Source organism: Variovorax sp. OV700, assembly GCF_900099805.1.
Lineage (GTDB): Bacteria > Pseudomonadota > Gammaproteobacteria > Burkholderiales > Burkholderiaceae_C > Variovorax.
The window spans coordinates 206,280-231,512 of sequence record NZ_FNDR01000003.1 but is presented as its reverse complement, the minus strand read 5'-3'; the positions used below and the strand labels follow the sequence as shown (position 1 = coordinate 231,512).

General features: G+C 66.8%; 21 protein-coding genes. 13 read left to right on the top strand and 8 right to left on the bottom strand.

Annotated elements, in window-relative coordinates; all coding sequences use genetic code 11:
• Positions 1-261 precede the first annotated feature (261 nt).
• Both BLR24_RS08195 and BLR24_RS08190 read right to left on the bottom strand, forming a co-directional pair.
• Entirely contained in the window at positions 262-1,515 is a 1,254-nt protein-coding gene (locus tag BLR24_RS08195; RefSeq protein WP_254787211.1) for an NRAMP family divalent metal transporter, read from the bottom strand.
• 53 nt (positions 1,516-1,568) lie between these two features.
• A complete protein-coding gene (locus BLR24_RS08190) occupies positions 1,569-2,483 on the bottom strand; it encodes a LysR family transcriptional regulator (protein WP_093015416.1) in 915 nt (304 codons plus the stop codon).
• Between the two features lie 79 nt (positions 2,484-2,562).
• On the opposite strand from BLR24_RS08190, the gene BLR24_RS08185 reads away from it, so the two are divergent.
• The 7 genes from BLR24_RS08185 to mgtA all read left to right on the top strand — a co-directional run bounded on the left by BLR24_RS08185 (position 2,563) and on the right by mgtA (position 11,578).
• On the top strand, positions 2,563-4,722 hold the full coding sequence (locus BLR24_RS08185) for a thiamine pyrophosphate-dependent enzyme (protein WP_093016301.1): 2,160 nt from the start codon (positions 2,563-2,565) through the stop codon (positions 4,720-4,722).
• An 11-nt stretch (positions 4,723-4,733) separates the two neighbouring features.
• On the top strand, positions 4,734-6,350 hold the full coding sequence (locus tag BLR24_RS08180) for an indolepyruvate oxidoreductase subunit beta family protein (protein WP_093016299.1): 1,617 nt from the start codon (positions 4,734-4,736) through the stop codon (positions 6,348-6,350).
• A 37-nt stretch (positions 6,351-6,387) separates the two neighbouring features.
• Positions 6,388-7,377, top strand: coding sequence for a Bug family tripartite tricarboxylate transporter substrate binding protein (locus BLR24_RS08175; protein ID WP_093015414.1), 990 nt, complete (start codon positions 6,388-6,390; stop codon positions 7,375-7,377).
• A 44-nt stretch (positions 7,378-7,421) separates the two neighbouring features.
• Positions 7,422-7,841 (top strand): acyl-CoA thioesterase, encoded by a 420-nt coding sequence (locus tag BLR24_RS08170; protein WP_093015411.1) that lies wholly within the window; start codon positions 7,422-7,424, stop codon positions 7,839-7,841.
• 22 nt (positions 7,842-7,863) lie between these two features.
• The gene (locus BLR24_RS08165) at positions 7,864-8,067 is read left to right on the top strand and encodes a hypothetical protein (protein WP_093015408.1); all 204 of its coding nucleotides are present in this window, start codon (positions 7,864-7,866) and stop codon (positions 8,065-8,067) included.
• Between the two features lie 359 nt (positions 8,068-8,426).
• On the top strand, positions 8,427-8,639 hold the full coding sequence (locus BLR24_RS08160; protein ID WP_093015405.1) for a hypothetical protein: 213 nt from the start codon (positions 8,427-8,429) through the stop codon (positions 8,637-8,639).
• Between the two features lie 212 nt (positions 8,640-8,851).
• Positions 8,852-11,578, top strand: coding sequence for a magnesium-translocating P-type ATPase (gene mgtA, locus BLR24_RS08155; RefSeq protein WP_093015402.1), 2,727 nt, complete (start codon positions 8,852-8,854; stop codon positions 11,576-11,578).
• 388 nt (positions 11,579-11,966) lie between these two features.
• Here the strand turns inward: mgtA and BLR24_RS08150 are convergent, their stop codons facing one another.
• The 4 genes from BLR24_RS08150 to xdhC form a co-directional block, all read right to left on the bottom strand.
• Entirely contained in the window at positions 11,967-13,409 is a 1,443-nt protein-coding gene (locus BLR24_RS08150; protein ID WP_093015399.1) for an NAD-dependent succinate-semialdehyde dehydrogenase, read from the bottom strand.
• A gap of 173 nt (positions 13,410-13,582) precedes the next feature.
• Positions 13,583-14,923: a glycerate kinase type-2 family protein gene (locus BLR24_RS08145; RefSeq protein ID WP_093015396.1), complete on the bottom strand. Its 1,341-nt coding sequence runs from the start codon at positions 14,921-14,923 to the stop codon at positions 13,583-13,585.
• 70 nt (positions 14,924-14,993) lie between these two features.
• Complete coding sequence (locus tag BLR24_RS08140; RefSeq protein ID WP_093015393.1) at positions 14,994-16,199, bottom strand: urate hydroxylase PuuD; 1,206 nt, start codon at positions 16,197-16,199, stop codon at positions 14,994-14,996.
• A 217-nt stretch (positions 16,200-16,416) separates the two neighbouring features.
• Positions 16,417-17,223: a xanthine dehydrogenase accessory protein XdhC gene (gene xdhC / locus BLR24_RS08135; RefSeq protein ID WP_093015390.1), complete on the bottom strand. Its 807-nt coding sequence runs from the start codon at positions 17,221-17,223 to the stop codon at positions 16,417-16,419.
• Between the two features lie 52 nt (positions 17,224-17,275).
• Between xdhC and BLR24_RS08130 the strand changes: the two genes are divergently transcribed.
• Positions 17,276-17,782, top strand: a complete 507-nt coding sequence (locus BLR24_RS08130) for a hypothetical protein (protein WP_093016297.1) — start codon at positions 17,276-17,278, stop codon at positions 17,780-17,782.
• A gap of 10 nt (positions 17,783-17,792) precedes the next feature.
• Here the strand turns inward: BLR24_RS08130 and uraH are convergent, their stop codons facing one another.
• Positions 17,793-18,143 (bottom strand): hydroxyisourate hydrolase, encoded by a 351-nt coding sequence (gene uraH / locus BLR24_RS08125; RefSeq protein WP_093016295.1) that lies wholly within the window; start codon positions 18,141-18,143, stop codon positions 17,793-17,795.
• Positions 18,144-18,226: 83 nt separating this feature from the next.
• On the opposite strand from uraH, the gene BLR24_RS08120 reads away from it, so the two are divergent.
• The 5 genes from BLR24_RS08120 (at position 18,227) to BLR24_RS08100 (ending at position 23,952) form a co-directional block, all read left to right on the top strand.
• On the top strand, positions 18,227-18,901 hold the full coding sequence (locus BLR24_RS08120; RefSeq protein WP_093015387.1) for a GntR family transcriptional regulator: 675 nt from the start codon (positions 18,227-18,229) through the stop codon (positions 18,899-18,901).
• Between the two features lie 8 nt (positions 18,902-18,909).
• Positions 18,910-19,875, top strand: a complete 966-nt coding sequence (gene puuE, locus BLR24_RS08115) for an allantoinase PuuE (protein ID WP_093015384.1) — start codon at positions 18,910-18,912, stop codon at positions 19,873-19,875.
• Positions 19,876-19,877: 2 nt separating this feature from the next.
• Positions 19,878-21,680: a 2-oxo-4-hydroxy-4-carboxy-5-ureidoimidazoline decarboxylase gene (uraD, locus tag BLR24_RS08110; protein ID WP_093015381.1), complete on the top strand. Its 1,803-nt coding sequence runs from the start codon at positions 19,878-19,880 to the stop codon at positions 21,678-21,680.
• Positions 21,681-21,691: 11 nt separating this feature from the next.
• Positions 21,692-22,918 carry a M20 family metallopeptidase gene (locus tag BLR24_RS08105; protein ID WP_093015379.1) on the top strand — a complete coding sequence of 409 codons (1,227 nt, stop codon included), beginning with the start codon at positions 21,692-21,694 and terminating at the stop codon, positions 22,916-22,918.
• Positions 22,919-23,013: 95 nt separating this feature from the next.
• Positions 23,014-23,952, top strand: a complete 939-nt coding sequence (locus BLR24_RS08100; protein ID WP_093016291.1) for an alpha/beta fold hydrolase — start codon at positions 23,014-23,016, stop codon at positions 23,950-23,952.
• On the opposite strand, the gene BLR24_RS08095 is transcribed toward BLR24_RS08100, so the two are convergent.
• A complete protein-coding gene (locus tag BLR24_RS08095; RefSeq protein WP_093016293.1) occupies positions 23,915-25,231 on the bottom strand; it encodes an aminotransferase class V-fold PLP-dependent enzyme in 1,317 nt (438 codons plus the stop codon). The two genes, BLR24_RS08100 and BLR24_RS08095, sit on opposite strands and share 38 nt — an antisense overlap.
• Positions 25,232-25,233 lie beyond the last annotated feature (2 nt).

Here is a 25,233-nt window from a genome sequence, read left to right as displayed (position 1 = left end):
CTTCCCTGATCGCCCATGTGACAGCAACGCACGCTGCGAAAGCAATGTGCTGGGGCGCCGATGCGGGGCGCCCACATAAGGGGATTTTCGAATCCAGGGGCAGAAATAACCGTCAACAAACTGTGGCGCGCACAGATTCAGGCCGAGGACGCGGCTTATGTCACACCCTCAGTTTTTGTGATGAATGCTTAGGTTTACCGCCGGCGCATTCGGGTGTTGGGCGACTGCTACGGTTTGGGCCGGTAGCCCATGCCCACCGTCTCAGCGCACCAGATCCCACCCCATCATCAGCGCCGCAAACCCCATCAACGCCGTGCCGCCCCAGCCGAGCCAGCGCGTGCGCCGTCCCGAAGTGAACACGCCCATCACCTTCTCGCGCGTCACCAGCACCATCATGGCCGCCATGATCGGTACCGCGACCACGCCATTGATGACGGCGCTCCAGTAGAGCGCCTTCATCGGGTCGATGGGCGTGAAGTCGAGCGCGGTGCCGACGAGCGTGGCGACCGCGATGATTGCGTAGAACTCCTTGGCCTCGCGCCAATGCCGCTCAAGCCCCTCTTCCCACCCGAAGGCCTCGGCCACGGCATAGGCGGCTGAAGACGCCAGCACAGGAACGGCCAGTAGGCCGGTGGCAATGATCCCTCCGGCAAACAGCCAGAACGCGAAGTCGCCGGCCAGCGGCCGCAGCGCCTCGGCCGCTTGCGCCGCCGACGTTACGTCATGCACGCCTGCCGCAAACAGTACCGACGCCCCGACCACCATCACGAAGAACGCGATCAGGTTGGAAAAGGTCATGCCGATCCAGGTATCGAGCCGCACACGACGCAGGTCGCGCCGCACGTCGCTCTCGGTGCCGCGCTGTCCGCCCTTCAGCCGCAGCTCCTCGACTTCCTGCGAGGCCTGCCAGAAGAACAGGTAGGGCGAGATCGTGGTGCCGAGCAGCGCCACGATCATCATCCAGTAGTCCCCGCTCCACTGCAGCCGGGGCACGACCAGGTCGTGCAGCACCCGCCCCCACTCCACCTGCACCGAGAACACCGCCGCCACGTAGGCAAACAGCGTGAGCGTCAGCCACTTGAGGATGTGAGCCAGCTTCCGGTAGGGCACGAAAACCTGCAGCAGCACCGTGACCACGCCGAAGACCAGCGAATAAAAGTGCGCGCCGCCGCCCGCCACCAGTTGCATGGCCTCGCCCATGGCGGAAATGTCGGCCGCGATGTTGATGGTGTTGGCCGCCACCAGCAGCGCCACCAGCACAGCCAGGAAGCCGCGCGGCATGTGCTCGCGCATGTTGGCGGCCACCCCCTTGCCCGTGACCCGGCCGATGCGCGCCGACACCAGCTGGATCGCCACCATGAAGGGCAGCGAAAGAAACACGGTCCAGAGCAGGCCGGTGCCGAACTGCGCCCCCGCCTGCGTGTAGGTGGCGATGCCCGACGGGTCGTCGTCCGCCGCACCGGTGACGACACCGGGACCTACGTGGCGCAGAAAGGAGGGAATGCGTTTCTTCATGGGCGGCGATGGTGGCATCCGAGCCTGACCGCTGCATGAACGGGGGTCCGGCTTCACGAACGCTCCGAGAACAGTGCCGTGATCACCTGGCGCAGCCATCGATTCGCCGGGTCGGCCTCAAAGCGCTTGCTCCAGTGCAGCGACACCGTGAAGTCGCGCAGCGGAAAGGGTGGCTCGACGATGGCATAACCGCCCTCTTCCGCGAAGCCGCGCGCGATGTTGCGCGGCATCACCACGGCTAGATCGGTGGCGCGCACGATGGCCGGCAGCACCATGAAGTGCTCGGTAGTGAGGCGCAGGCGGTCTTCCAGATTCAGCAGCTGCAGGATGCGCAGCGTGTCGGCATGCGTGCGCACCGCCACGTAGTCGAGCTCGTGCAGCGCCTCGAGCAGCGCCTGCCCGCTGCGCCGCCGCTTCGCGAAGGGATGGCCCTTGCGCAGCAGCACGATGTAGCGGTCTTTCAGCAGCTGGGCGCGCTGCGTGTCCTTCACCTGGGGCAGGAAACCGAAGGCGAAGTCGACCCGGCCGCTGTCGAGCGCCGCGGCAACGTCGCCGGTGGCCAGCGGCATCGTCTCGATCCGCACGCCCGGCGCCAGTTCGCGCAGCCGTGCCATCAGCGCCGGCAGGAATCTGCCCTCGCCGATGTCGCTCATGTGGATGCGGAACAGCTTGCGCGACGTGGCCGGGTCGAAGCGCTCGGGTTCCGCGAGCGCCTGCTGCAGCATCGCCAGCGCCGCCTGCACCGGCACCGCCAGCCGCTCGGCCCGCGGCGTGGGCGCCACGCCCCCGGGGGTGCGCGTGAAGAGCGCATCGCCCAGCAGCAGGCGCAGCCGCGTGAGTCCGTGGCTGGCCGCCGGCTGCGTGAGGCCCAGGGCCTCGGCCGCACGGCTCACGCTGCGGGCCCTGAAGACCGCATCGAAGAGCCGCAGCAGGTTGAGGTCCAGCTTTTCAATATGCATGGGGTTCATGTCGCATAGCTTGCTTATTTTATTGATGTATGGCGTTGCGGCGACCACACTGCGCAACCCCCAGAACAAAAGAGACACGATGGAAGTTTCATTCAGCAAGGAAGTCGAGTTGCTGCGCCTCGGCGCCGGCGACACCTTCCACGGCGAGGGCATCCTCGCCATCACCAAGGGCTTGTTGCAGTCCGGCGTGGCCTACGTGGGCGGCTACCAGGGCGCGCCGGTGTCTCACCTGCTCGACGTGATGGTCCAGGGCAAGGCCTACATGGACGAACTCGGCGTGCATGTGGAGGCCTGCTCCAACGAGGCTTCGGCTGCGGCGATGCTCGGCGCGTCAATCCACTATCCGCTGCGCGGCGCCGTGACGTGGAAATCGATCGTCGGCACCAACGTGGCGGCCGATGCGCTCTCCAACCTGTCGTCGCCGGGCGTGACCGGCGGCGTGCTGGTGGTGGTGGGCGAGGACTACGGCGAAGGTGCCAGTGTGATCCAGGAGCGAACGCATGCGTATGCGCTCAAGTCGAGCATGTGCCTGCTCGATCCGCGGCCCGACCTGGGCGTGATGGTGCGCATGGTCGAACACGGCTTCCGGCTTTCCGAGGCCTCGAACATGCCTTGCCTGATGGAGCTGCGCATCCGCACCTGCCACGTGCGCGGCAGCTTCGAATGCAAGGACAACATCGCGCCTGCGGTGTCGACCCGCGCACTGATGAACGAGCCCGCGGGCTTCGACTACATGCGGCTCGCGCATCCGCCCGTGACCTTCCGCCATGAAAAGCTCAAGGGCGACGAGCGCATTCCGGCCGCACGGCGCTACATCGTCGAACAAGGCCTCAACGAACTGATCCCGGGCGGCCGGCATGCCGACCTCGGCATCGTGGTGCAGGGCGGGCTCTACAACGCGCTTGTCCGCAGCCTGCAGCAGCAGGGCCTCGCCGACGCATTCGGCGAGACGGACATTCCGATCCTGGTGCTCAACGTGACCTACCCGCTGGTGCCCGAACAAGTGGCCGACTTCTGCGTGGGCAAGCGCGCGGTGCTGGTGGTGGAAGAAGGCCAGCCCGAATACATCGAGCAGGACATTGCCACCCTGCTGCGCCGGCGCGACATCCAGACGCCGCTGCACGGCAAGGACTTGCTGCCTTCGGCCGGCGAATACGGCGTCGAGGTGCTCTCGGGCGGCATCGGCACGTTCGCGGCAAAGTACATTGAAGTCGGCGAAGCCTTGTCGTCGGCCGAGGCCTGGCTGGCCGGCAACAGAGAGCGTCGCGAGGCGGTGGCGCGGCAACTCTCGACGGCCTTGCCCAACCGGCCGCCGAGCTTCTGCGTCGGCTGCCCCGAACGTCCAGTGTTCTCGGCCCTGAAGCTCGCGCAGCAGGAGACCGGGCCGGTGCACATCGCGGCCGACATCGGCTGCCATGCCTTCGGCACCTTCGAGCCGTTCTCGATGGGCCACTCGATCCTCGGCTACGGCATGAGCTTGGCGAGCCGCGCGGGCGTGGCACCGATGATGAACCGCCGCACGCTGTCGATCATGGGCGACGGCGGTTTCTGGCACAACGGCCTGCTCACGGGCGTGCAAAGCGCGCTCTTCAACGACGACGACGCTGTGCTGCTGATCTTCAAGAACGGCTACACCTCGGCCACCGGCACGCAGGACATCATCTCCACCCCCGACGACGAAACCAAGGATCGCGCGGTCGACAAGCAGCAGAGCCTGGTCGACAAGAACCAGACCATCGAGGCCACGCTCACCGGCCTGGGCGTGAAGTGGATGCGCACCGTGACCACCTACGACGTGGAGCGCATGCGCAAGACGCTGACCGAGGCGCTCACCAGCGACTTCAACGGCCTCAAGGTAGTGATTGCCGAAGGTGAATGCCAGCTCGAGCGCCAGCGCCGCATCAAGCCGTGGATTGCCAGCCTCTTGAAAAAAGGCGAGCGCGTGGTGCGCGTGAAATACGGCGTCGACGAAGACGTGTGCAACGGCGACCACGCCTGCATCCGCCTCTCGGGGTGCCCCACGCTCACGCTCAAGGACAACCCCGATCCGCTGAAGGTCGACCCGGTGGCCACCGTGATCGACGGCTGCGTGGGCTGCGGCCTGTGCGGCGAGAACGCGCACGCGGCCACGCTGTGCCCGAGCTTCTATCGCGCCGAGGTGGTGCAGAACCCGAAGTGGCACGAGCGCCTGCTGCATTCGCTGCGCGCCGCGTTCGTGCGCGCCCTGCAACCCGCATGAAGGGCGAAGAAATGGAACAGAGCCGACCCATCACCCTCCTCGTCTGCGCCCTTGGCGGCGAAGGCGGCGGGGTGCTCACCGAATGGCTGGTCGACATCGCCCGCCATGCCGGCTATGCGGCGCAGAGCACGTCGATTCCGGGCGTGGCGCAGCGCACCGGCGCCACCACCTATTACATCGAGGTGTTCCCGGTGCCGCTCGCCCAGCTCGGCGGCAGGCGCCCGGTGTTCAGCCTGAGCCCGGTGCCGGGCGCGCTGGACGCCATCGTGTCGTCGGAGCTGCTCGAGACCGCGCGGCAGATCGGCAACGGCATGAGCGCGCCGCTGCGCACGCTGGTCATCAGCTCGTCGGCGCGCACCCTCACGACGGCCGAGCGCATGCAGCCCGGCGACGGCCGCGCCGATGCGCAGCAACTGCTCGACGCGGTCAAGGCCTTCAGCCGCGAACACCATGTATTCGACATGAATGCCGTGGCACGCGAGGCCGGCACGGTGGTCAGCGCGGTGATGCTCGGCGCCATTGCGGGCAGCGGCTTGTTCCCGTTCCCGCGCGCGGCCTACGAGCATGTGGTGCGCGGCGGCGACAACAGCGCACCCGAGAAACTGAACAAGATGGCCGCGGCGAGCCTGCGCGGCTTTGCCGCAGCCTTCGACGCGGTGAGCGCGCCGCGCGCACAAGCCGCCTTCGTGAGCAGCGTGATGGCCGGCGACACGCACGACGCGCCGCCGCCGGCGCGCGCTCTCTCCAGCGAACTGGCACAGCGCTTCCCGCCCGCCGTGCACGACATGCTCGCGCTCGGCCATGCACGCGTGCTCGACTACCAGGACGCCGCCTACGCCGAACTCTACGCCGCGCGGCTGGCCAAGGTGCTCGAGGCCGAGCGTGCCGCCGACCCGGCCGGCGCCCAAGGCTTTGCCGTCACCCGCGAAACCGCGCGCTGGCTGGCGCTATGGATGGCCTTCGACGACATCGTGCGCGTGGCCGCGCTCAAGGGCCGCGCCAGTCGTGCGCAGCGCGTGCGGCACGAAGTGCGCGCGGCCGACGAAGACCTCGTGAAGGTCTACGACCACTTCAAACCCGGCACGGCCGAGTTCGCCGCCCTGCTGCCGCCGAGCCTCGCGCGCCGCGTGACGGCCTGGGACCGGCGGCGCCAGGCGCGCGGCCGCGAGCCCTGGGCGCTGCCGCTCAAGGTGGGTAGCCACTCGGTGTTCGGCATGGCGTCGCTGCGGCTGCTGTCCTCGCTCAAGTGGCTGCGCCGCCGCGGCCAGCGCTTTGCCGAGGAGCAGGTGCTGATCGAACGTTGGCTCGCCGCCGTGGAAGCCGGCACGCGCGAAGCCTGGGCGCTGGGCCGCGAGCTGGCGCTGTGCGGGCGGCTCATCAAGGGCTACGGCAGCACCAACGAGCGCGGCAAGAACAACCTGCTCCACGTGATCGACGAACTCGCGGGCCGCACGGCCCTGCCGGCGCCCATGCGCGCCGACGCAATCGCCGCGGCGCGCGAAGCAGCCCTGGCCGACGAAGGCGGCAAGGCGCTCGACGCCGCGCTGGTGCGCCACGGCGCCGCGCCGCGGCCGGTGCAGGCGCAGCCGATACGCTGGATGAAGCGGCCGCCCTCCACCACTGTCTGACTGCCGATTTTCATAACAACCAAGGAGACACGAAACCATGCCCCGCTACACCCTTGCCTGGAGCCGAAGCCTGCTGGTCGCCGCCGCCTGCGCGCTGCTGCCATCCGTGCACGCACAGACGCAAGCCACCCCCTGGCCCACCAAGCCGATCAAGGTGGTCGTCAACTTCCCGCCGGGCGGCGCCGCCGACCAGATCGCACGCGCCGTCTCGCAGCCGCTGCAGGAATTCCTCAAGCAGCCGGTGGTGGTCGAGAACCGCGCGGGCGCCAACGGCAACGTCGGCGGCGAGGCCGTGGCGCGCGCGCCGGCCGACGGCTACACGCTGCTCATGAGTTCGGGCGGCATGGTGTCTGTGAATCCGCACCTGTATGCGCGCATGAGCTTCGACCCCACCAAGGACCTGATGCCGGTGGCGGCGGCCGCGCGCGTGCTGGTGTTCCTGGTGACCCGGCCTTCGCTGCCGCCCACCAACGTGCGCGAATTCATCGCCTACCTGAAGGCGAATCCGGGCAAGCTTTCCTACGGCTCGCCGGGCAACGGCAGCTCGCCGCACCTGGCGGGCGAAATGTTCAAGAGCCAGGCCGGAGTCTTCGCGCTGCACGTGCCCTACCGCGGCGCCGCGCCCGCGCTGCAAGACCTTCTGGCGGGCCAGATCGACTATGCCTTCGATCCCGGCATCGGATTGCAGCAGGTGCGCGCCGGCAAGCTCCGGCTGCTGGCGGTGGGCAGTCCGCACCGCTCGCCGCAGTTCCCCGAGGTGCCCACGCTCGACGAAGCGGGTTTGCGCGGCTTCGATGCCGACACGGTGTTTGGCTTCTATGCGCCCGCGGGCACTCCGCCCGAGGTGGTGGCGCAGCTCAATGCCCAGATCAACCGCGCGCTCGCGCTGCCGGCCGTGAAGGAACGCATCGCCGCGCTCGGCGGTGAAGCGGTGCCGGGCTCGCCTGCCGAATTCCACCAGCGTGCCGCGGCCGATTCGCAGCGCTTCGGTGCGGTGATCCGCGACCGCAAGATCAGTGCGGACTGAGCGCGCACTTCGCCCCACCACGGATTGCCGACGAAAATGAGTCCATGAGCAGCAGCAAAGAAGTTACCTACACCGCACGCGTCGAGTTCGGCGATTGCGACCCCGCCGGCATCGTCTGGTTTCCCAACTTCTTCCGCTGGATCGATGCGGCCTCGCGTCACTTCTTCGCCGAATGCGGCGTGCCGCGCTGGGAAGAAACGGCCCGGACGCTGGGCGTCATCGGCACGCCGTTGGTCGACACGCACACGCGCTTCGTCAAGGCCGCGAGCTACGGTGACACGCTGCAGGTTGCGGTGCGCATCACCGAGTGGCGCGACAAGAGCTTCGTGCAGACCTACCGCGTGGCGCGCGGCGACGACCTGATTCTCGAATGCGAAGAGGTGCGCATCTTTGCCGCGAAGCGCGAGGGCGGCGGCATTCGCGCGGTGCCGATTCCGCCATCCATTCGTGCGCTTTGCGAATAGGCCCCGGTCTTAGAATGACCCGATGAACTGGCGCACCCTTCTTCCGCTTGCCTTGCTTGCCACCGGCTGCTCGTCACCCCCCAACGAGGTGGTCCCGTTCCGCGACGGCGTCTTGCGTGCTCCCACCTACACCCACGCCGCCGACTATTGCAGCGCCAAGGGTGCAACGCCGCGCTGGCTCGGCAGGGCACCCGCCGAATCCGGCGTGCTGTTCCAGTGCAACTGAGCTTCGCGGCCCATCGCGAGGTGTCTTGAGCACCGCGCCATAGCCCTGCGCAATGCCGAGACAAAGGGTTGACGGCCCTCATGACGCAGTGCAACAATCCTGTATCTTTATTTCGGAGCCCCGTGCGTGGACAGTGCCAGTTGGATCAGTGACAAGACGCGTGCCTCGGCAGGCGTGACACATCCGGCCCTCTAGCGCAGGCTCTTTTGCGCTGCGGCCGCCGTGCACGCAGCGTGACCCGTTCGCCATTCAGGCCAACGGTTCTCCCCTCCCGAATCCCGTCGTTCTCCGTCACTGACTTATTCAGTCAGCTTGCGTGTGTCCGTGCACGAGGCCCTTCATCGCGAAGGAGCCTTGCCATGCGTCAAATCCAATCTCGTCCGCAGCAGCAACAGCAGCAGCCGGTGCAGGAATCCGTTCGCCCGCCGGCGCACGTACCCGCGCGCGCCGCGGCCACCAAGCAGGACGTCGAGAACGAAATGCTGGACCGAGCCGCCGCGCTCTGGACCACGCGGCGCATCCGCAGCTTCTTCCTGCTGCTCGAACAACCGTCGCGCACGACACAACGCTGACGCGTCGCCCCGCACCGCTCCGCTCGGCAAGCAAGAAACAAGGAGGCCTTCTCATGGACCCCGCTTCTCATTGGCGCCCCTGCGCGCCGCCCATGTTCCGACCGATCGATAACAACGAAATGCAGCGCCCCGCGCCGCAAGGGGACTCCCGCGCCTGATTGACGGACGCAGGAGGTTCTTCCCTTCGCGGCCCGCGCCGCGAAGGAAAAAAAGTGAAGAACGTCCTGAAGTCCTTTTTCGAGAGCTTTCTGCGCAGCCGCCGCATGCTGCATCATTTCGAGCGCTGGCAGACGCTGCTGGGCTCGAAGCCGGTGGGCGTGGCGTCCGCCGCCATGCCGGCCGACATCGCCAACGCACTGGCCGCCGCGTCGCACACCGATGCCGGCGAGCTGCTCTCAAGGTTCGACAGTTCGCCGCAGGGCCTTGGCGAAACCCACGCACAGGCGCTGCGCAAGCGCCTCGGCAGCAACGAGGTGCGCCACGAGCAGCCGCTGCCATGGTGGACGCATCTCTGGCAGTGCTACCGGAATCCGTTCAACCTGCTGCTGACCGTGCTGGCGCTGACCTCGTACGTGACCGAGGACATGAAGGCCACGCTCGTGATCGGCAGCATGGTGGTGCTGTCGACCGTGCTGCGCTTTCTTCAGGAGTCGCGCTCCAACAAGGCGGCCGAGCGGCTCAAGGCGATGGTGAGCAACACCGCCACCGTGCTGCGGCCCGAGCCCGATGCAGCCGCGGGGGCGCTGCGGGTCGAGGTGCCGATGCGCGACCTGGTGCCGGGCGACGTGATCGCGCTCTCGGCCGGCGACATGATCCCGGCCGACTGCCGTCTGCTGGGCGCCAAGGACCTGTTCATCAGCCAGTCCGCCCTGACCGGCGAAGCCATGCCCGTAGAGAAGTTCTCCATCGACCGTGGCGGTCCCGGAGCCGGCGTGCTCGAACGCGAGAACCTGCTCTTCATGGGCACCAACGTGATCAGCGGCACCGCCACCGCGCTCATCGTTCACACGGGCGACCGCACCTTCTTCGGCGCCCTCGCACAGCGCGTGACGGCTGCCGACAGCGGCACCAGCGCGTTCCAGGCCGGCATCAACCGCGTGAGCTGGGTGCTCATTCGCTTCATGCTGGTGATGGCGCCGCTGGTGCTGGTGATCAACGGCGTGACCAAGGGCGACTGGTGGGAGGCGGCGCTGTTCGCGCTGTCGATCGCGGTCGGCCTCACGCCCGAGATGCTGCCGATGATCGTGACCGCGACGCTCGCCAAGGGTGCGGTGGTGATGTCGCGCCAGAAGGTGATCGTGAAGCGGCTCGAAGCCATTCACAACTTCGGCGCCATGGACGTGCTGTGCACCGACAAGACCGGCACGCTGACGCAGGATCGCATCGTGCTGGAGCGCCACACCAACGCGTGGGGTGAAGTGTCGGACCACGTGCTGCAGCTCGCCTACCTGAACAGCTTTCACCAGACGGGCCTGAAGAATCTTCTGGACAAGGCTGTGCTCAACCACGCCGAGATGCAACCCGGAACGCAGTTGCAGACGGCCTGGCGCAAGATCGATGAGGTGCCTTTCGACTTTTCTCGCCGCCGCATGTCGGTGGTGGTGGAGAACGGCGGCAGCGAGCACCTGCTGATCTGCAAGGGTGCGCTGGAAGAGATCCTGTCGGTGTGTACGTCCGTCGAGCGAGGCACCGAGGTGCTGGCGCTGGATGCCGGGCTGCTCGCGCACATCCATCGCGTGGCGTCGGAGCTGAACGAGCAGGGGCTGCGCGTGGTGGCGGTTGCCAGCCAGGCGCTGAAGGCCGAAGCACGCAAGCCCGCCTACGGCGTGGCCGACGAATCGGGGCTCACGCTGCTGGGGTACGTGGCGTTTCTCGATCCGCCGAAGGAATCCACCGCCCCCGCGTTGCGCGCGCTGGCCGACCATGGCGTGGCGGTGAAGGTGCTGACGGGCGACAACGAACTGGTCACGCGCAAGGTCTGCGGCGACGTGGGCATCGAAGCCGGCCACATCGTGCTCGGCCGCGAGATCGAGGACCTGGGCGACGACGAACTGCGCGCGCTGGTCGAGCGGCACCAGGTATTCGCCAAGCTCACGCCTGCGCACAAGGAGCGCATCGTGCACGCGCTGCATGCAAACGGGCACGTGGTCGGTTTCATGGGGGACGGCATCAACGACGCACCGGCGCTGCGTGCCGCGGACATCGGCATCTCGGTAGATGGCGCAGTGGACGTGGCCAAGGAATCGGCGGACATCATCCTGCTGGAGAAGAGCCTGATGGTTCTGGAGCAAGGCGTGGTCGAGGGCCGCCGCACGTTCGCCAACATGTTGAAGTACATCAAGCTGACCGCGAGCTCGAACTTCGGCAACGTGTTCTCGGTGCTGGTGGCGAGCGCGTTCCTGCCATTCTTGCCGATGCTGCCGCTGCACCTGCTGGTGCAAAACCTGCTGTACGACGTGTCGCAGATCGCGATTCCGTTCGACAACGTCGACCCGGAGTTTCTGCGCAAACCGCAGAGTTGGAACCCCGCCGACCTGGGCCGCTTCATGGTGTTCTTCGGACCGCTGAGCTCGGTGTTCGACATCATGACCTACGCCGTCATGTGGTTCGCGTTCTCGGCCAACACGGTTGCGAACCAGACCTTGTTCCAGTCGGGCTGGTTCATCGAGGGACTGCTGTCGCAGACGCTGATCGTGCACCTGATCCGCACGCGAAAGATCCCGTTCCTGCAAAGCCGCGCCGCCTGGCCGCTCTTGGCCATGGGCGCGGCCATTGCCGTGGCCGGTATCTGGCTGCCGATGGGGCGGCTCGCGCACTACTTCCGGCTGCAGGCGCTTCCGCTGGCCTACTTTCCGTGGCTGGCGGCCATGCTGGCCGGCTATGCCGCTCTGACGCAAACGGTCAAGGGCTGGTACGCGCGGCGGTATGGGTGGCAGTGACGAGCGAGTGCTCTTGTTCTGGGACGCTTTTGTTCGGGGGTCTTTTGTTCAGGGCGCGTGCACAGGCCACCGGGTACTCCCCTCCGCGAATGTCCCCCGCCTTCGGCTCCTCCTTTATTTCGCTGCGCGGAGCACCCGATGCCCTGTGCACTGGGGCACGCTGCTGGTGTACCGCTGATCAACGACTGCTCCGAATCACGCTCCCGCTGGCGGGGTGCCTTGCGCAGCGAAATAAAGGAGGAGCCCGAAGGGCGGGGGACATTCGCGGAGCAAGGCACCCCGTCGGCGGGAGCGCCGCCCTGAACAACGCTACGCGCTGCATAAAAAAAAAGCGGCACCGCCGCGAAGCGATGCCGCCTTTCTGCAAGAACCCAAGCAGATCGAACGCTTACACGCTCATGATCGACACGGCCTTGGTGTTCAGGTAAGCCTCGAGCGCCTCAGGACCACCTTCCGAGCCGTAGCCCGAATCCTTCACGCCGCCGAACGGCATTTCGGGCGAGGGCGCGGCGGGCTGGTTGATCCACAGCATGCCGAGCTCGAGCTTCTGGCTCAACAGGTGCGCGCTCTTGATCGACTTGGTGAAGGCGTAGCCGGCCAGGCCGAACGGCAGGCGGTTGGCTTCGGCAATGGCTTCTTCGAGCGTGTCGAAGCCGCGGATCGCGGCGATGGGGCCGAAGGGTTCGTTGTTGAACACGTCGGCATCGAGCGGCACGTCGGTCAGCACGGTGGGCGCGAAGAAGTTGCCCGTGTCGCCCACGCGTTCGCCGCCGGCGGCCACGGTGGCGCCCTTCTTGCGCGCATCGTCCAGCACGTGGGCCATGGCCGTGAGGCGGCGCGCATTGGCGAGCGGGCCGAGCGTCGTGCCTTCGGCCATGCCGTCGCCGAGCTTCAGGCCTTCGGTGTACTTGACCAGCGTGCGAGCGAATTCTTCACGCAGGCTGTTGTGCACCAGGAAGCGGGTGGGCGAGATGCAAACCTGGCCCGCGTTGCGGAACTTGGCGGCGCCGGCGGCCTTGACGGCCAGCGCCACGTCGGCGTCTTCGGCCACGATGACCGGCGCGTGGCCGCCCAGTTCCATGGTGACGCGCTTCATGTGCGAGCCGGCCAGCGCGGCCAGCTGCTTGCCGACCGGCGTGGAGCCCGTGAAGGTCACCTTGCGGATGATCGGGTGCGAGATCAGGTAGTTCGAAATTTCAGCCGGGTTGCCGAACACCAGGCCCACGGTGCCGGGCGGAATGCCGGCATCGACGAAAGCCTGCAGCAGCGCGGCGGGCGATGCCGGGGTTTCCTCGGGCGCCTTCACCAGGAACGAGCAGCCGGTGGCCAGCGCCGCGCCGAGCTTGCGCACGATCTGGTTGATGGGGAAATTCCACGGCGTGAACGCGGCGACGGGGCCCAGCGGCTCCTTGATCACCAGCTGCTGCGCGGCCAGGTTGCGCGACGGCACGATGCGGCCGTAGACGCGGCGGCCTTCGTCGGCAAACCATTCGATGATGTCGGCCGCGGCCAGCGTTTCGCCCTTGGCTTCGGCCAGCGGCTTGCCTTGTTCCTGCGTGAGCAGCTTGGCGATTTCCGGGGCGCGTTCGCGGATCAGGCCGGCGGCGCGGCGCATCACGGCGGCGCGCTCGTTGGCGGGGGTGTTGCGCCACTTTTCAAAGCCGCGCTGGGCGGCGGCAAGGGCGCGATCGAGGTCGGCGATGCTGGCATGCGCCACCTTGCCGATGGCCTTGCCGGTGGCCGGGTTCACGACGTCCAGCGTCTTGCCGCCGGTGGCGTCGACCCATTCGTTGTCGATCAGCAGGCGGGTGTCGGTGTAAGTGGCGGTCATGGCGAACTTTTCCTTCGAGGACTGGATGATGGTGAAAAGGGGGAAATCTGGATGCGCGGCGCGGCACCCCGGAGGGTGCGCTTTGCGACAGCGGCGGCAATTTGCCGCCGGGTGCGTAGATTAACCCGAGTTCACGAAGCCCGCCGAAGCGGGGATTCCGGCCCCTCCCGCCGCTACAGGATCAGGAGCGCGCGGAAGTCGTTGACGTTGGTGTTCGTGGGGCCGGTCACGAACAGGTCGCCGATAGCGTCGAAGTAGCCGTAGGCGTCGTTGCGGTCGAGGTGGTCCGACAGCTTCTTGCCCGCGGCGCTGGCGCGGGCCAGCGTGTCGGGCGCAACGAAGGCGCCGGCATTGTCTTCCACGCCGTCGATGCCGTCGGTGTCGGCGGCCAGCGCCCACACCTGCGGCTGGCCCATGAGCGCGCCGGCCAGCCCCATGCAGAGCTCGCCCGCCCGGCCGCCGCGGCCCTTGGCCTGGCCGGGCTGGCGCGGGCGGATGGTGACGGTGGTTTCGCCGCCCGAAAGAATGACGCAGGGCCGCGCAAATGGCTGGCCGCGGTGCGCCACGGCGCGTGCCAATGCGGCATGCACCTTGCCGACTTCGCGCGATTCGCCTTCGATCTCGTCGCTGAGGACGTGTGCTTCGATGCCGGCCTCGCGCGCCGCCTTGGCCGCGGCTTCGAGCGACTGCTGCGGCGTGGCGATCATGTGGACCTCATGCCCTGCGAACACGGCGTCGCCCGGCTTCGGGGTTTCGAGCGCGCCGCTTTCCAGCTGGCCTCGCACCGGCGCCGGCACCTCGATGCCGTAGCGGTCGAGGATGGCCAGCGCGTCGGCGCAGGTCGTGGCGTCGGGCACCGTGGGGCCGCTTGCGATGACGGCCGCATCGTCGCCCGGCACGTCGCTGATGGTGAGCGTCACCACGCGCGCCGGCGCGCAGGCGGCCGCCAGCCGGCCGCCCTTGATGCGCGACAGGTGCTTGCGCACGCAGTTCATCTCGCCGATACCGGCGCCGCTGTCGAGCAGCTGCTTGTTGATGCGCTGCTTGTCGGCCAGCGTGAGGCCTTCGGCGGGCAGCACCAGCAGCGACGAACCGCCGCCCGAGATCAGGCACAGCACGAGGTCGTCGGCCGTGAGGCCCTGGGTCAACGCGAGGATGCGTTCGGCCGCCTGCTGCCCGGCCGCGTCAGGCACCGGGTGCGCGGCCTCGACGAGTTCGATGCGCTGCGGCACGCCTTCGGGGCGCGGCGGAATGTGGTCGTAGCGCGTGACGACCAGGCCCGACAGCGGGGCGTCGGCCGGCCAGAGGGCTTCGAGCGCCTGAACCATCGAGCCGCCGGCCTTGCCGGCGCCGAGCACCAGCGTGCGGCCCTTGGGCGGCGGCGGGAGGTGGGCGCCCAGCGTGGACAGCGGCAGCGCGCGGTCCACCGCCACGCGGTAGAGGTGTTCGAGAAAGGCGCGCGGTGCTTCGCGCGGATCGGGCACGGGGCCGAGAGAAAGGTTCGATGCGGTCATTGCTTGCTTTGTCTCCATCCGGCAATTGTGCGGCGAACGGCGGCTCGCTCTCTTGACCGCGGCCGTCTTCTCAGTTTGTCTTGGCGCCGGCCTGGAACCAGCGGCCGATCAATGCGCGTTCTTCCTCGGTAATACCGGTCGCGTTGTTCATCGGCATGATCTTGGTCACCACCACCTGCTGGTAGATGGCCTGGGCATGCGCCGCCACCTGGTCGGGCGTGTCGACCCGCACGTTCTTCATCTGCACGGCCGCGCCGTGGCACATGAAGCAGCGCTGCTCGAGCACCTTTTGCACGTCCTTGAACGCCACGGCGGGCGCTGCCGCGGCCGCCGCGGGCGCAGCCATCGGCTCGGGCTTCATCCAGACGATGGTGAGGCCCAACACCACGATGCCAATGAGTGCATACGGCAGCGGATTGCCCGCGTTGCCAAGCTTGAACCGGTGCCGCACCACGAAGAACTGGCGAATGGCCGCGCCGCCGAGCATGATCAGCAGCAGCACGATCCAGTTGTACTTGTGCGTGTAGGTAAAGCTGTAGTGGTTGCTCAGCATCGCGAACAGCACCGGCAGCGTGAAATACGTGTTGTGCACGCTGCGCTGCTTGCCGCGCTGCCCATGCACCGGGTCGACCGGCCGGCCCTCGCGCAGCGCCTGCACGTTCTTGCGCTGGCCCGGAATGATCCAGAAGAACACATTGCCGCTCATGGTCGTGGCCATCATGGCGCCCACGAGCAAAAAGGCCGCGCGCCCCGCGAACCACTGGCAGGCGAGCCAGGTTGCGAAGACGATGAAGACGGCGATCAGCACGCCGACGATGGTGTCGCCGTTCTTGCGGCGGCCGAAGATCTGGCAGATGCCGTCGTACACCATCCAGAACACGACGAAGAAAGCCAGCGCCACGCCGATGGCGGCGCCGGGCTGCCAGTCCATCTTCGACTTGTCGATCAGGTAGGTGCTCGCGTTCCACAGGTACGACATGGTGAAGAGCGCAAAGCCCGTGAGCCACGTGCTGTAGCTCTCCCAGTACGACCAGTGCAGGTGGTCCGGCAGCTTCTTGGGCGCGAGCGCGTACTTCTGCATGTTGTAGAAGCCGCCGCCGTGCACGGCCCATTGCTCGCCGCCCACGCCCTTGTCGATCGATTCGGGGTCCTGCGGCTTCTCGAGGCTGTTGTCCAGCATCACGAAGTAGAAGGAGGCGCCGATCCAGGCGATGGCGGTGATGACGTGGACCCAGCGCAGCAGCAGGTTGGCCCAGTCGAGGTAATAGCTTTCCATGTGGTGCTCTCTCTCAACCCCGTCGGCGCGTGGAGGCGCCAAGGGGTTTCTTCAGCCTGCTCACCACTGCGGGCGCTGTAAGCAGAGAAAGTGCCGCGAACGCAGGCTCCATGGAATGGGCCTCGCTCCGCTGCGGCTTGTTGTGGACCGAAAGTGTATACAGTTTTAGCAAGGGGCGGAATGCTTTTTTGGGGCGTTGCCGCCGGGAAAACCCTGTTCAGCCCAGCGACTGCAACAACTGTGCCGCCACCGCGACGGCGATCACTTCAGGCTCCTTGCCCGTGATGCCCGGCACGCCGATGGGGCAGGTGATGCGGGCCAGCTCTTCGGGCGCGAAGCCGCGCGCCTCGAGCCGGTGGCTGAACGTGGCCCATTTGGTCTTGCTGCCGATCAGGCCGATGTACGGCAGGTCGTCGTGCATGCGCAGGCGCTTCAGGCAGGCGATGACGATGTCGAGGTCTTCGGCGTGGCTGAAGCTCATGATCAGCACGCGGCTGCCCGGCGCGAGCGCGGCCACGGCGTCCTGCACGGGCTCGGAATGCTCGGTGTCGACCTGCGCCGGCAGGGCGTCGGGGAACACGCCGTCGCGGCTGTCGACCCAGCGCACGGTGAACGGCAGGCTGGCCAGCAGCCGCGCCAGCGCAGCGCCCACATGGCCGCCGCCGAACAGCGCCACCGGCTTAAGTTGCGCGACCAGTTCGCGCTGCAATGCCGGTGCATCGGCGGACCTGATGCGGCGATAAGAGAGAAACACCACGCCGCCGCAGCACTGGCCCAGGCTCGGGCCGAGCGGGTAGCGCTGGATGCCGTCGATGGCGCGCTGGCCGGCCAGCAGCTCGCGCGCTTCCTGCGTAGCCTGAAATTCGAGCTGGCCGCCGCCGATGGTTCCCGTGAGCCCTTGAGCCCACACTGCCATCCATGTGCCCGCCTCGCGCGGCGCCGAACCCTGCGTCGATTCGACGCGCACCAGCACCGCGTCTTCGCCCCCGAGACGGGCCAGCAGCTGATCGACAAAGCCGTTCATTTCCGATACCTTCGATTGCGGGTATGCACAAGACTCACGGTATAACTCGATGATGAAACGTCAGCTTACGCCGCACCGCCTTGCATTGGCGGTAACCGCACTTTCTTCCGCCCTCTGGCTCGCCGGTTGTGGCGGCCCCAAGGCCGTTCCCGGCCAATTGAGCGAAGTCAAGACCGAACCGGCCGGGCCGGCAGCCGCCATCGGCCCCGCGGCGCGCGCATCGAATGCGGCCACTGCGCGCGAGTACCGCCGCGATGCAGCGCGCCATATCTACGAAGCCAACAAATCCCGCATCTACAGCGGCCAGTTGCCGCCCATGCTCTATGCCGTGGGCACGCTGCAGGTGCATCTCGATGCCGGCGGCAAGGTGGTGTCGCTGCACTGGATGCGCGCGCCCAAGCATGCGCCCGAGGTCATCGCCGAGATCGAGCGCTTCGTGCTGCAGGCTTCGCCCTTCCCGCCGGCCACGTGCCTCGGTGCGGTCACGTGGACCGACACCTGGCTGTGGGACAAGAGCGGGCGTTTCCAGCTCGACACCCTCACCGAAGGCCAACAGTAGGCGCACTGGTTCAAGACCCGCGGTAGGTGGAGTAGCTCCACGGGCTCACGAGCAGCGGCACGTGGTAGTGCTGGTCGGTGTGCGCCACGCCGAAGTCGAGCGCCACCTTGTTCAGGAAATTGGGCTCGGGCAGCTTCACGCCGCGGGCCTTGAAATAACCCGCCACGTCGAACACCAGCCGGTAGGTGCCGACCTTGAGCGTGTCGTTGTCGTAGAGCGGCCCGTCGCTGCGGCCGTCCGAATTCAGCGTGAAGCGTTTCACCAGCGTGGCGGCATCGCCCTCTGTGGTGTAAAGCGCCACCTCCATGCCGGCCGCGGGGCCGCCGTGCATCGTGTCGAGTACGTGTGTGCTCAGGCCCATGGGGCGCTCCTTCATCAAAACAAAAATAGTGCAGGAAATTCCGGTGGACAAAAGTGTATACAATTACCGGCTTTGGGTCTATCATGAAAAACATGGAGTCCTCCACCACACGTTCGATCGTCGACGCGCTGACCAAGGCCATCGTCGAGCACCGGCTGCAACCCGGCACCAAGCTGGCTGAGCAAAAGCTGGCCGACCACTTCGGCGTGTCGCGCACGCTGGTGCGCCAAGCGCTGTTCCAGCTGTCGCAGAACAAGCTCATTCGCCTCGAACCGGCGCGCGGCGCTTTCGTGGCCGCGCCCGCGGTCGACGAGGCCAGGCAGGTGTTCAAGGTGCGGCGCATGCTCGAAGCCGAGATGACGCGCGAGTTCGTGCGCACCGTCACGCCGGCGAAGATCAAGGCCCTCAAGGAGCACGTGGCGCTCGAAAAATCGGCCGTGTCGGGCGAAGACATCTCGGGCCGCACCGAGCTGCTCGGCGACTTTCACGTGCGCATGGCCGAGCTCATGGGCAACACGGTACTGGCGCAGATCCTCGGTGAACTCATCTCGCGCTGCGCCCTCATCACGCTCATGTACCAGAGCACCAGTGCGGCCGAGCACTCCAACGACGAACACGCCGACATCGTGAAGGCGCTGGCATCCCGCGACGAGGAGCGCGCCGTGCGCCTCATGACCGAACACCTGGAACACGTCGAGGCCAACCTCACGTTCGACCGCAAGGTTCCCACCAACGACATCTCCCTGGCGCTGTCCTGATCCACCCCATGACCGTCTACGACACCACCCTGCCCTACCCGCGCGACCTCGTCGGCTATGGCCGCAATCCGCAGCACGCCCGATGGCCCGGCGGCGCGCGCATCGCGGTGCAGTTCGTCCTCAACTACGAAGAGGGCGGCGAGAACGCCACGCTGCACGGCGACGCGGGCTCCGAACAATTCCTCTCCGAGATGTTCAACCCGGCCAGCTTTCCGGACCGGCACATCAGCATGGAAGGCATCTACGAATACGGCTCGCGTGCCGGCGTGTGGCGCATCCTGCGCGAGTTCGAAAAACGTGGCCTGCCGCTCACCGTCTTCGGCGTGGGCATGGCGCTGGAACGCTACCCCGAACTGGCCGCCGCCTTCAAGGAACTGGGCCATGAGATCGCCTGCCACGGCTGGCGCTGGATCCATTACCAGAACCTGGACGAAGCCACCGAGCGCGAGCACATGCGCCTGGGCATGGAAGCCATCGAGAAGCTCACGGGCGAGCGCGCGCTGGGCTGGTACACCGGCCGCGACAGTCCGCGCACGCGCCGCCTCGTGGCCGACTACGGCGGCTTTGAATACGACAGCGACTACTACGGCGACGACCTGCCGTTCTGGATGAAGGTGCAAAAGACCGACGGCACAGTGGTGCCGCAGCTCATCGTGCCCTACACGCTCGACTGCAACGACATGCGCTTTGCGCTGCCGCAGGGCTATTCGCACGCCGACCCGTTCTTCCAGTACATGAAGGACACCTTCGACGCGCTCTATGCCGAAGGCGATCCGCAAGGCGACAACAGCCCCAAGATGATGAGCATCGGCATGCACTGCCGGCTGCTCGGGCGGCCCGGCCGCATTACCGCGCTGCAGCGCTTTCTCGATCACATCGGCCAGCACGAGAACGTGTGGGTCTGCCGGCGCCTGGACATCGCGCGCCACTGGAAGCAGGTCCACCCTTTCGAAGCGGCCGCCAAAGGAAGCTGACCATGAGCCTCACCATCGCCCAACTCAATGCCGCAGTGCCGGCCGAAGCCGTCGCGCTGCTCGACGGCATCTACGAGCACTCGCCCTGGATCGCCCAGCGCGCACTGGCCGCACGCCCCTTCCGCTCGCTCGCGCACCTCAAGCATGCGCTGGTGCAGGCGCTGGCCGCGTCGTCGGCCGATGAGCAGATCGGGCTGATTCGCGCCCACCCCGAACTCGCGGGCAAGGCCATGGTCAGCAAGACGCTCACGGCCGAATCGACCAACGAGCAAAGCAAGGCCGGCCTGACCGACTGCACGCCCGAGGAGTTTGCGAAGATCCAGCAGCTCAATGCCGACTACAACGCGAAATTCGGCTTCCCGTTCATCCTCGCGGTGCGCGGGCCGCGCGGCACGGGCCTTTCCAAGCGCGAGATCATCGACACCTTCGAGCGCCGGCTGTTCAACCACCCCGCCTTCGAACTCGGCGAGGCGCTGCGCAACATCCATCGCATTGCCGAGATCCGGCTCGACGACAAGTTCGGCGCCAACGTCTCGCTCGGCAACGACGTGTGGGACTGGCAGGAAGCGCTCTCGGTGCACACCGATCCGGGCTATGCCGAAAAGGGCCAGCTCACGGTCACCTACCTGACCGACGCGCACCGCGCCTGCGCCGCACGGATCTCGGGCCTGATGCGCGATTGCGGCTTCGACTCGGTGCACATCGACGCAGTCGGCAACGTGGTGGGCCGCTATGAAGCCGCTGGCTTCATCGAAGGTTCTGGCGCCACGCCCGACGCAAAGGCACTGCTCACCGGCTCGCACTACGACACCGTGCGCAACGGCGGCAAATACGACGGGCGCCTGGGCATCTTTGTGCCGATGGCCTGCGTGCGCGAGCTCAAGCGGCAAGGCAAGCGCCTGCCCTTCGCCTTCGAAGTCGTCGGCTTCGCGGAAGAAGAAGGCCAGCGCTACAAGGCCACCTTCCTGGGCTCGGGCGCGCTCATCGGTCATTTCGATCAACGCTGGCTCGATCAGAAAGATGCCGACGGCATCACCATGCGCGAGGCCATGCAGCAAGCGGGCCTCAAGCAGGAAGACATTCCGAAGATCCAGCGCGATCCGGCGCGCTACCTCGGCTTTGTCGAGGTGCACATCGAGCAGGGCCCCGTGCTCACCGAGCTCGACCTGCCGCTCGGCATCGTCACCTCCATCAACGGCAGCGTGCGTTACGTGGGCGAAGTGATCGGCATGGCCAGCCATGCCGGCACCACCCCCATGGACCGCCGCCGCGACGCGGCCGCCGCGGTGGCCGAGCTCATTCTGTTCACCGAACAACGTGCAGCGAAAGACGGCGACTCTGTCGGCACCGTGGGCATGCTCGAAGTGCCCAGCGGCTCGATCAACGTGGTGCCGGGCCGCTGCAAGTTCAGCCTCGACCTGCGCGCACCCAACAACGCGCAGCGCGACGCGCTGGCAACCGACGTGGTCGACGAACTGAAGGCCATCTGCGAGCGCCGCGGCGTGCGCTACGAGCTCGAAGAGACTATGCGCGCGGCCGCCGCGCCCAGTGCGCCCGACTGGCAGCAGCGCTGGGAAAAGGCCGTCGACGCGCTGGGCATACCGCTTTTCCGCATGCCCAGCGGCGCTGGCCACGACGCGATGAAGCTGCACGAGGTGATGCCGCAGGCCATGCTCTTCGTGCGCGGCATCAACTCGGGTATCAGCCACAACCCGCTCGAATCGAGCACCAACGACGACATCCAGCTCGCGGTGGAGGCCTTCCGCCACCTGCTGGACAACCTCGCTGCCGAACAAGCTCACTGAAAAGAAAAATCATGACCGACTACGCCAAGCTCGACGCCTGGATCGACGCCCACTTCGACGAAGAAGTGCAGTTTCTGCAGCAGCTGGTGCGCGTGCCCACGGACACGCCGCCCGGCAACAACGCGCCGCATGCCGAGCGCACGGCCGAGCTGCTGAAAGATTTCGGCATGGAAGCCGAGAAGCACGCGGTGCCGGAGCAGGAAGTAAAGGACTACGGCCTCGAATCGATCACCAACCTGATCGTGCGCCGTCAGTATGGGAGCGGTGGCCGAACCGTGGCGCTCAACGCGCACGGCGACGTGGTGCCGCCGGGCGACGGCTGGACGCACGACCCCTACGGTGGCGAAATTGCAGAGGGCAGCCTCTACGGCCGCGCCGCCGCCGTGAGCAAGAGCGACTTCGCGAGCTTCACCTTCGCGCTGCGCGCGCTCGAAGCCGCCGCCAGGCCGACCAAGGGCAGCGTCGAGCTGCACTTCACCTACGACGAAGAATTCGGCGGCATCCTCGGCCCGGGCTGGCTGCTCAAGCAGGGCCTGACCAAGCCCGACCTGATGATCGCGGCCGGTTTCAGCTACGAAGTGGTCACGGCGCACAACGGCTGCCTGCAGATGGAAGTGACGGTGCACGGCAAGATGGCCCACGCGGCCATTCCCACCACGGGCGTCGATGCCCTGCAGGGCGCCGTCAAGATCCTCAATGCGCTCTACGCGCAGAACACGCTCTACCAGCAGGTGACGTCGAAGGTCGAAGGCATCACGCACCCCTACCTCAACGTGGGCCGCATCGAAGGCGGCACCAACACCAACGTGGTGCCCGGCAAGGTCGTGTTCAAGCTCGACCGCCGCATGATCCCCGAAGAGAACCCCGTCGAGGTCGAGGCGACGATCCGCAAGGTGATCGCCGATGCGGCTGCGGAAAGCGCCGGCATCACGGTGGAGATCAAGCGCCTGCTGCTCGCCAATTCGATGAAGCCGCTGGCCGGCAACCAGCCGCTGGTGGATGCCATCCAGAAGCACGGCCAGGCAGTGTTCGGCGAGCCGATCAAGGCCATGGGCACCCCGCTCTACACCGACGTTCGCCTGTACGGCGAAGCCGGCATCCCTGGCGTGATCTACGGCGCCGGCCCGCGCACCGTGCTCGAGTCGCATGCCAAGCGCAGCGACGAGCGCGTGGTGCTCGAAGACCTGCGCCGCGCCACCAAGGTGATTGCGCGCACGCTGAGCGACCTGCTCGCCTGAGCTAGTGAGCGGATGTCCTCGTTTGGGGGCGTCCGACTCGGCAAGTCAATCGCCGCCTACAGCAGCGCGGCGGCTTGGACATGCAGCATGGCTGCATGACCGAACGCGCATTTTTCACACCCTCTACGCCCCCACTTGCTGCCTCCCCGCTGACCGCCGACTCCGGCGCGGTCCAGCACCGCTTCACCGATGTCGACGGGATGCGGATCTTCTACCGCGAAGCTGGCCCGGTTGACGCACCGGTGCTGCTGCTGCCGCACGGATACCCATGCTCGTCGTTCCAGTACCGCCGGCTCATGCCGGCACTGGCGGACCAATGGCGCCTCGTGGCGCCGGACTATCCCGGCTTTGGACTGAGCGACACTCCGCCCGCTGGTACTTTTGGCTTCGACTTCGATGCCTATGCAGGCTTTCTGGAAGCCTTCTGCGACAAGCTTGAACTCGATCGGTACGCGCTCTATCTGCACGACTATGGATCGCAGATCGGCTTGCGCCTGGCGATCCGCCGCCCTGAGCGCGTGACCGCGGTGATCATCCAGAACGGTGACATCTACGAAGACACGCTCGGACCCAAGTACCGGGCCATTCAGGAATACTGGCGCGATCCATCGGCCAAGCACCGCGCGGTGCTCGAAGAGGCGGTGAGCGAAGACGGTTTTCGCGCCGAGTTCGTCGGCGAGGTTTCCGAAGCACAGGCCACCCAGATTCCGCCCGACCTATGGAAGATGCACTGGCCCATGATGGACACACCGCCGCGCCACGAGCTCTCGCTCAAGCTGATGGAGGGGCTGAAGAAGAACCTCGAATGGTTCCCGCGCTATCAGGCCTATCTGCGCGAGCACCAGCCGCCGGCGCTCATTGTCTGGGGACCCAACGATGGCTATATGCCCGAGGCCTCCGCGCGGGCTTACTTGCGTGACCTTCCGAAGGCCGAGCTGGTGCTGACGGACGGCGGCCACTGGCTGCTCGAGACGCATCTCGAGCAAGTGGCTCCGGTCATCCGCCGGTTCCTGTCCGCAGTCCCTTCGCGCTGACGACAATCTCCTGCGTCACCTGGAGAAACTTCTCCACGTCGGCGGCCGAGTGGCAGTGCAGTGGCGAAACCCGCACCGTGCCTTCGAGGCCGAAGGAATCGAGCATGCGCTTCGAGTAGATGCTGCTCGCCGCACGCTCGTACACGGTGACGCCGCGCTTGCCGTACTCGACCACCGCCTGCGTGCAATCGAGATGCTCGAAGCCGATGCCGATGATCAGGTCGCGCTTCGTCAGGTCCGGGTGATCGAGGAAGACTTTCACGCCTTCGATACTGCGCAGGCCCGTGGCCTTGCCGCTCCCGTCCAGCAGCGCCGCGAGCAAGGCCCGCTCGTGCAGCTCGATGTGCGCAATGCCCGCCTCGAACAGCGCGCGGCGCTCGGTGGCGTCCGAAAAATTTCCGCCGAGCCAGCACACATAGTCCACGATCTCGGTGAGCACGGCAAACTGCCAAGGCGCGGAGCTGCCCAGGTCCCAGAAGTCGGGCTTCTTGCCCGCGAGCTTGTGATGGGGCAGCAGCGCCGCGCGGTCCGACACCCACGACAGGCCCGAGCCCCGGCAACCGAAGAACTTGTACGGCGCCATATTGATGCCGTCGACGGGCGTCTTCTCAAGGTCGATCAGGCCGTGCGGCGCATGCTGCACAGCGTCCACCACGATGTAGAGATCGGGCTTGAACTCGCGCGCGCGCCGGACGATCTGTTCCATGTCGAGCTTGGCACCCGAGATATTGGATGCATAGATCACGTTGAGCAGGCAGGTGTCCTTATCCACCAACCGCACGATCTCATCGGCATCGACGCCGCCGGTCTCGGGGTTGCTCCTGGCCACTCGCAGTTCACGGCCGGTCTTGCCCGCATAGAGGCTCATGGCGTCGAATGACGAGGGGTGCTCAAGCACGGTGGTGACCATGTTCGTGCCCGGCACGTTCTCGGCCACCGCGCGCACCATGTCGAACATCGCGCCCGATGCCGTCAGCGATGCATAGACGCTGCCGCCCCGCGCGTTGAGGATGGTGCGCACGTCGGCCGCGGCCCTGGCCTGGATCTGCTGCAGCTCGACGGCAGTGGCGTGGATGCGCTCCGCGTTGTCGGGAATGGCATCGACCTGCATGAAGCGCTCGACTGCCGCCTTCAGCCGGAACGAGCCGCCCGCGTTGTCGAAGTAGAGGCGTTCGCGCCCGTGGTGATCGTGGTCGACGTTGAGAAAGCGCTGTTTCACCTCGCGCATCAGCGCGTCGGAAAACGCCAGCCCGTTGGCGTGGTTTGTGTTTGCCGGCATCT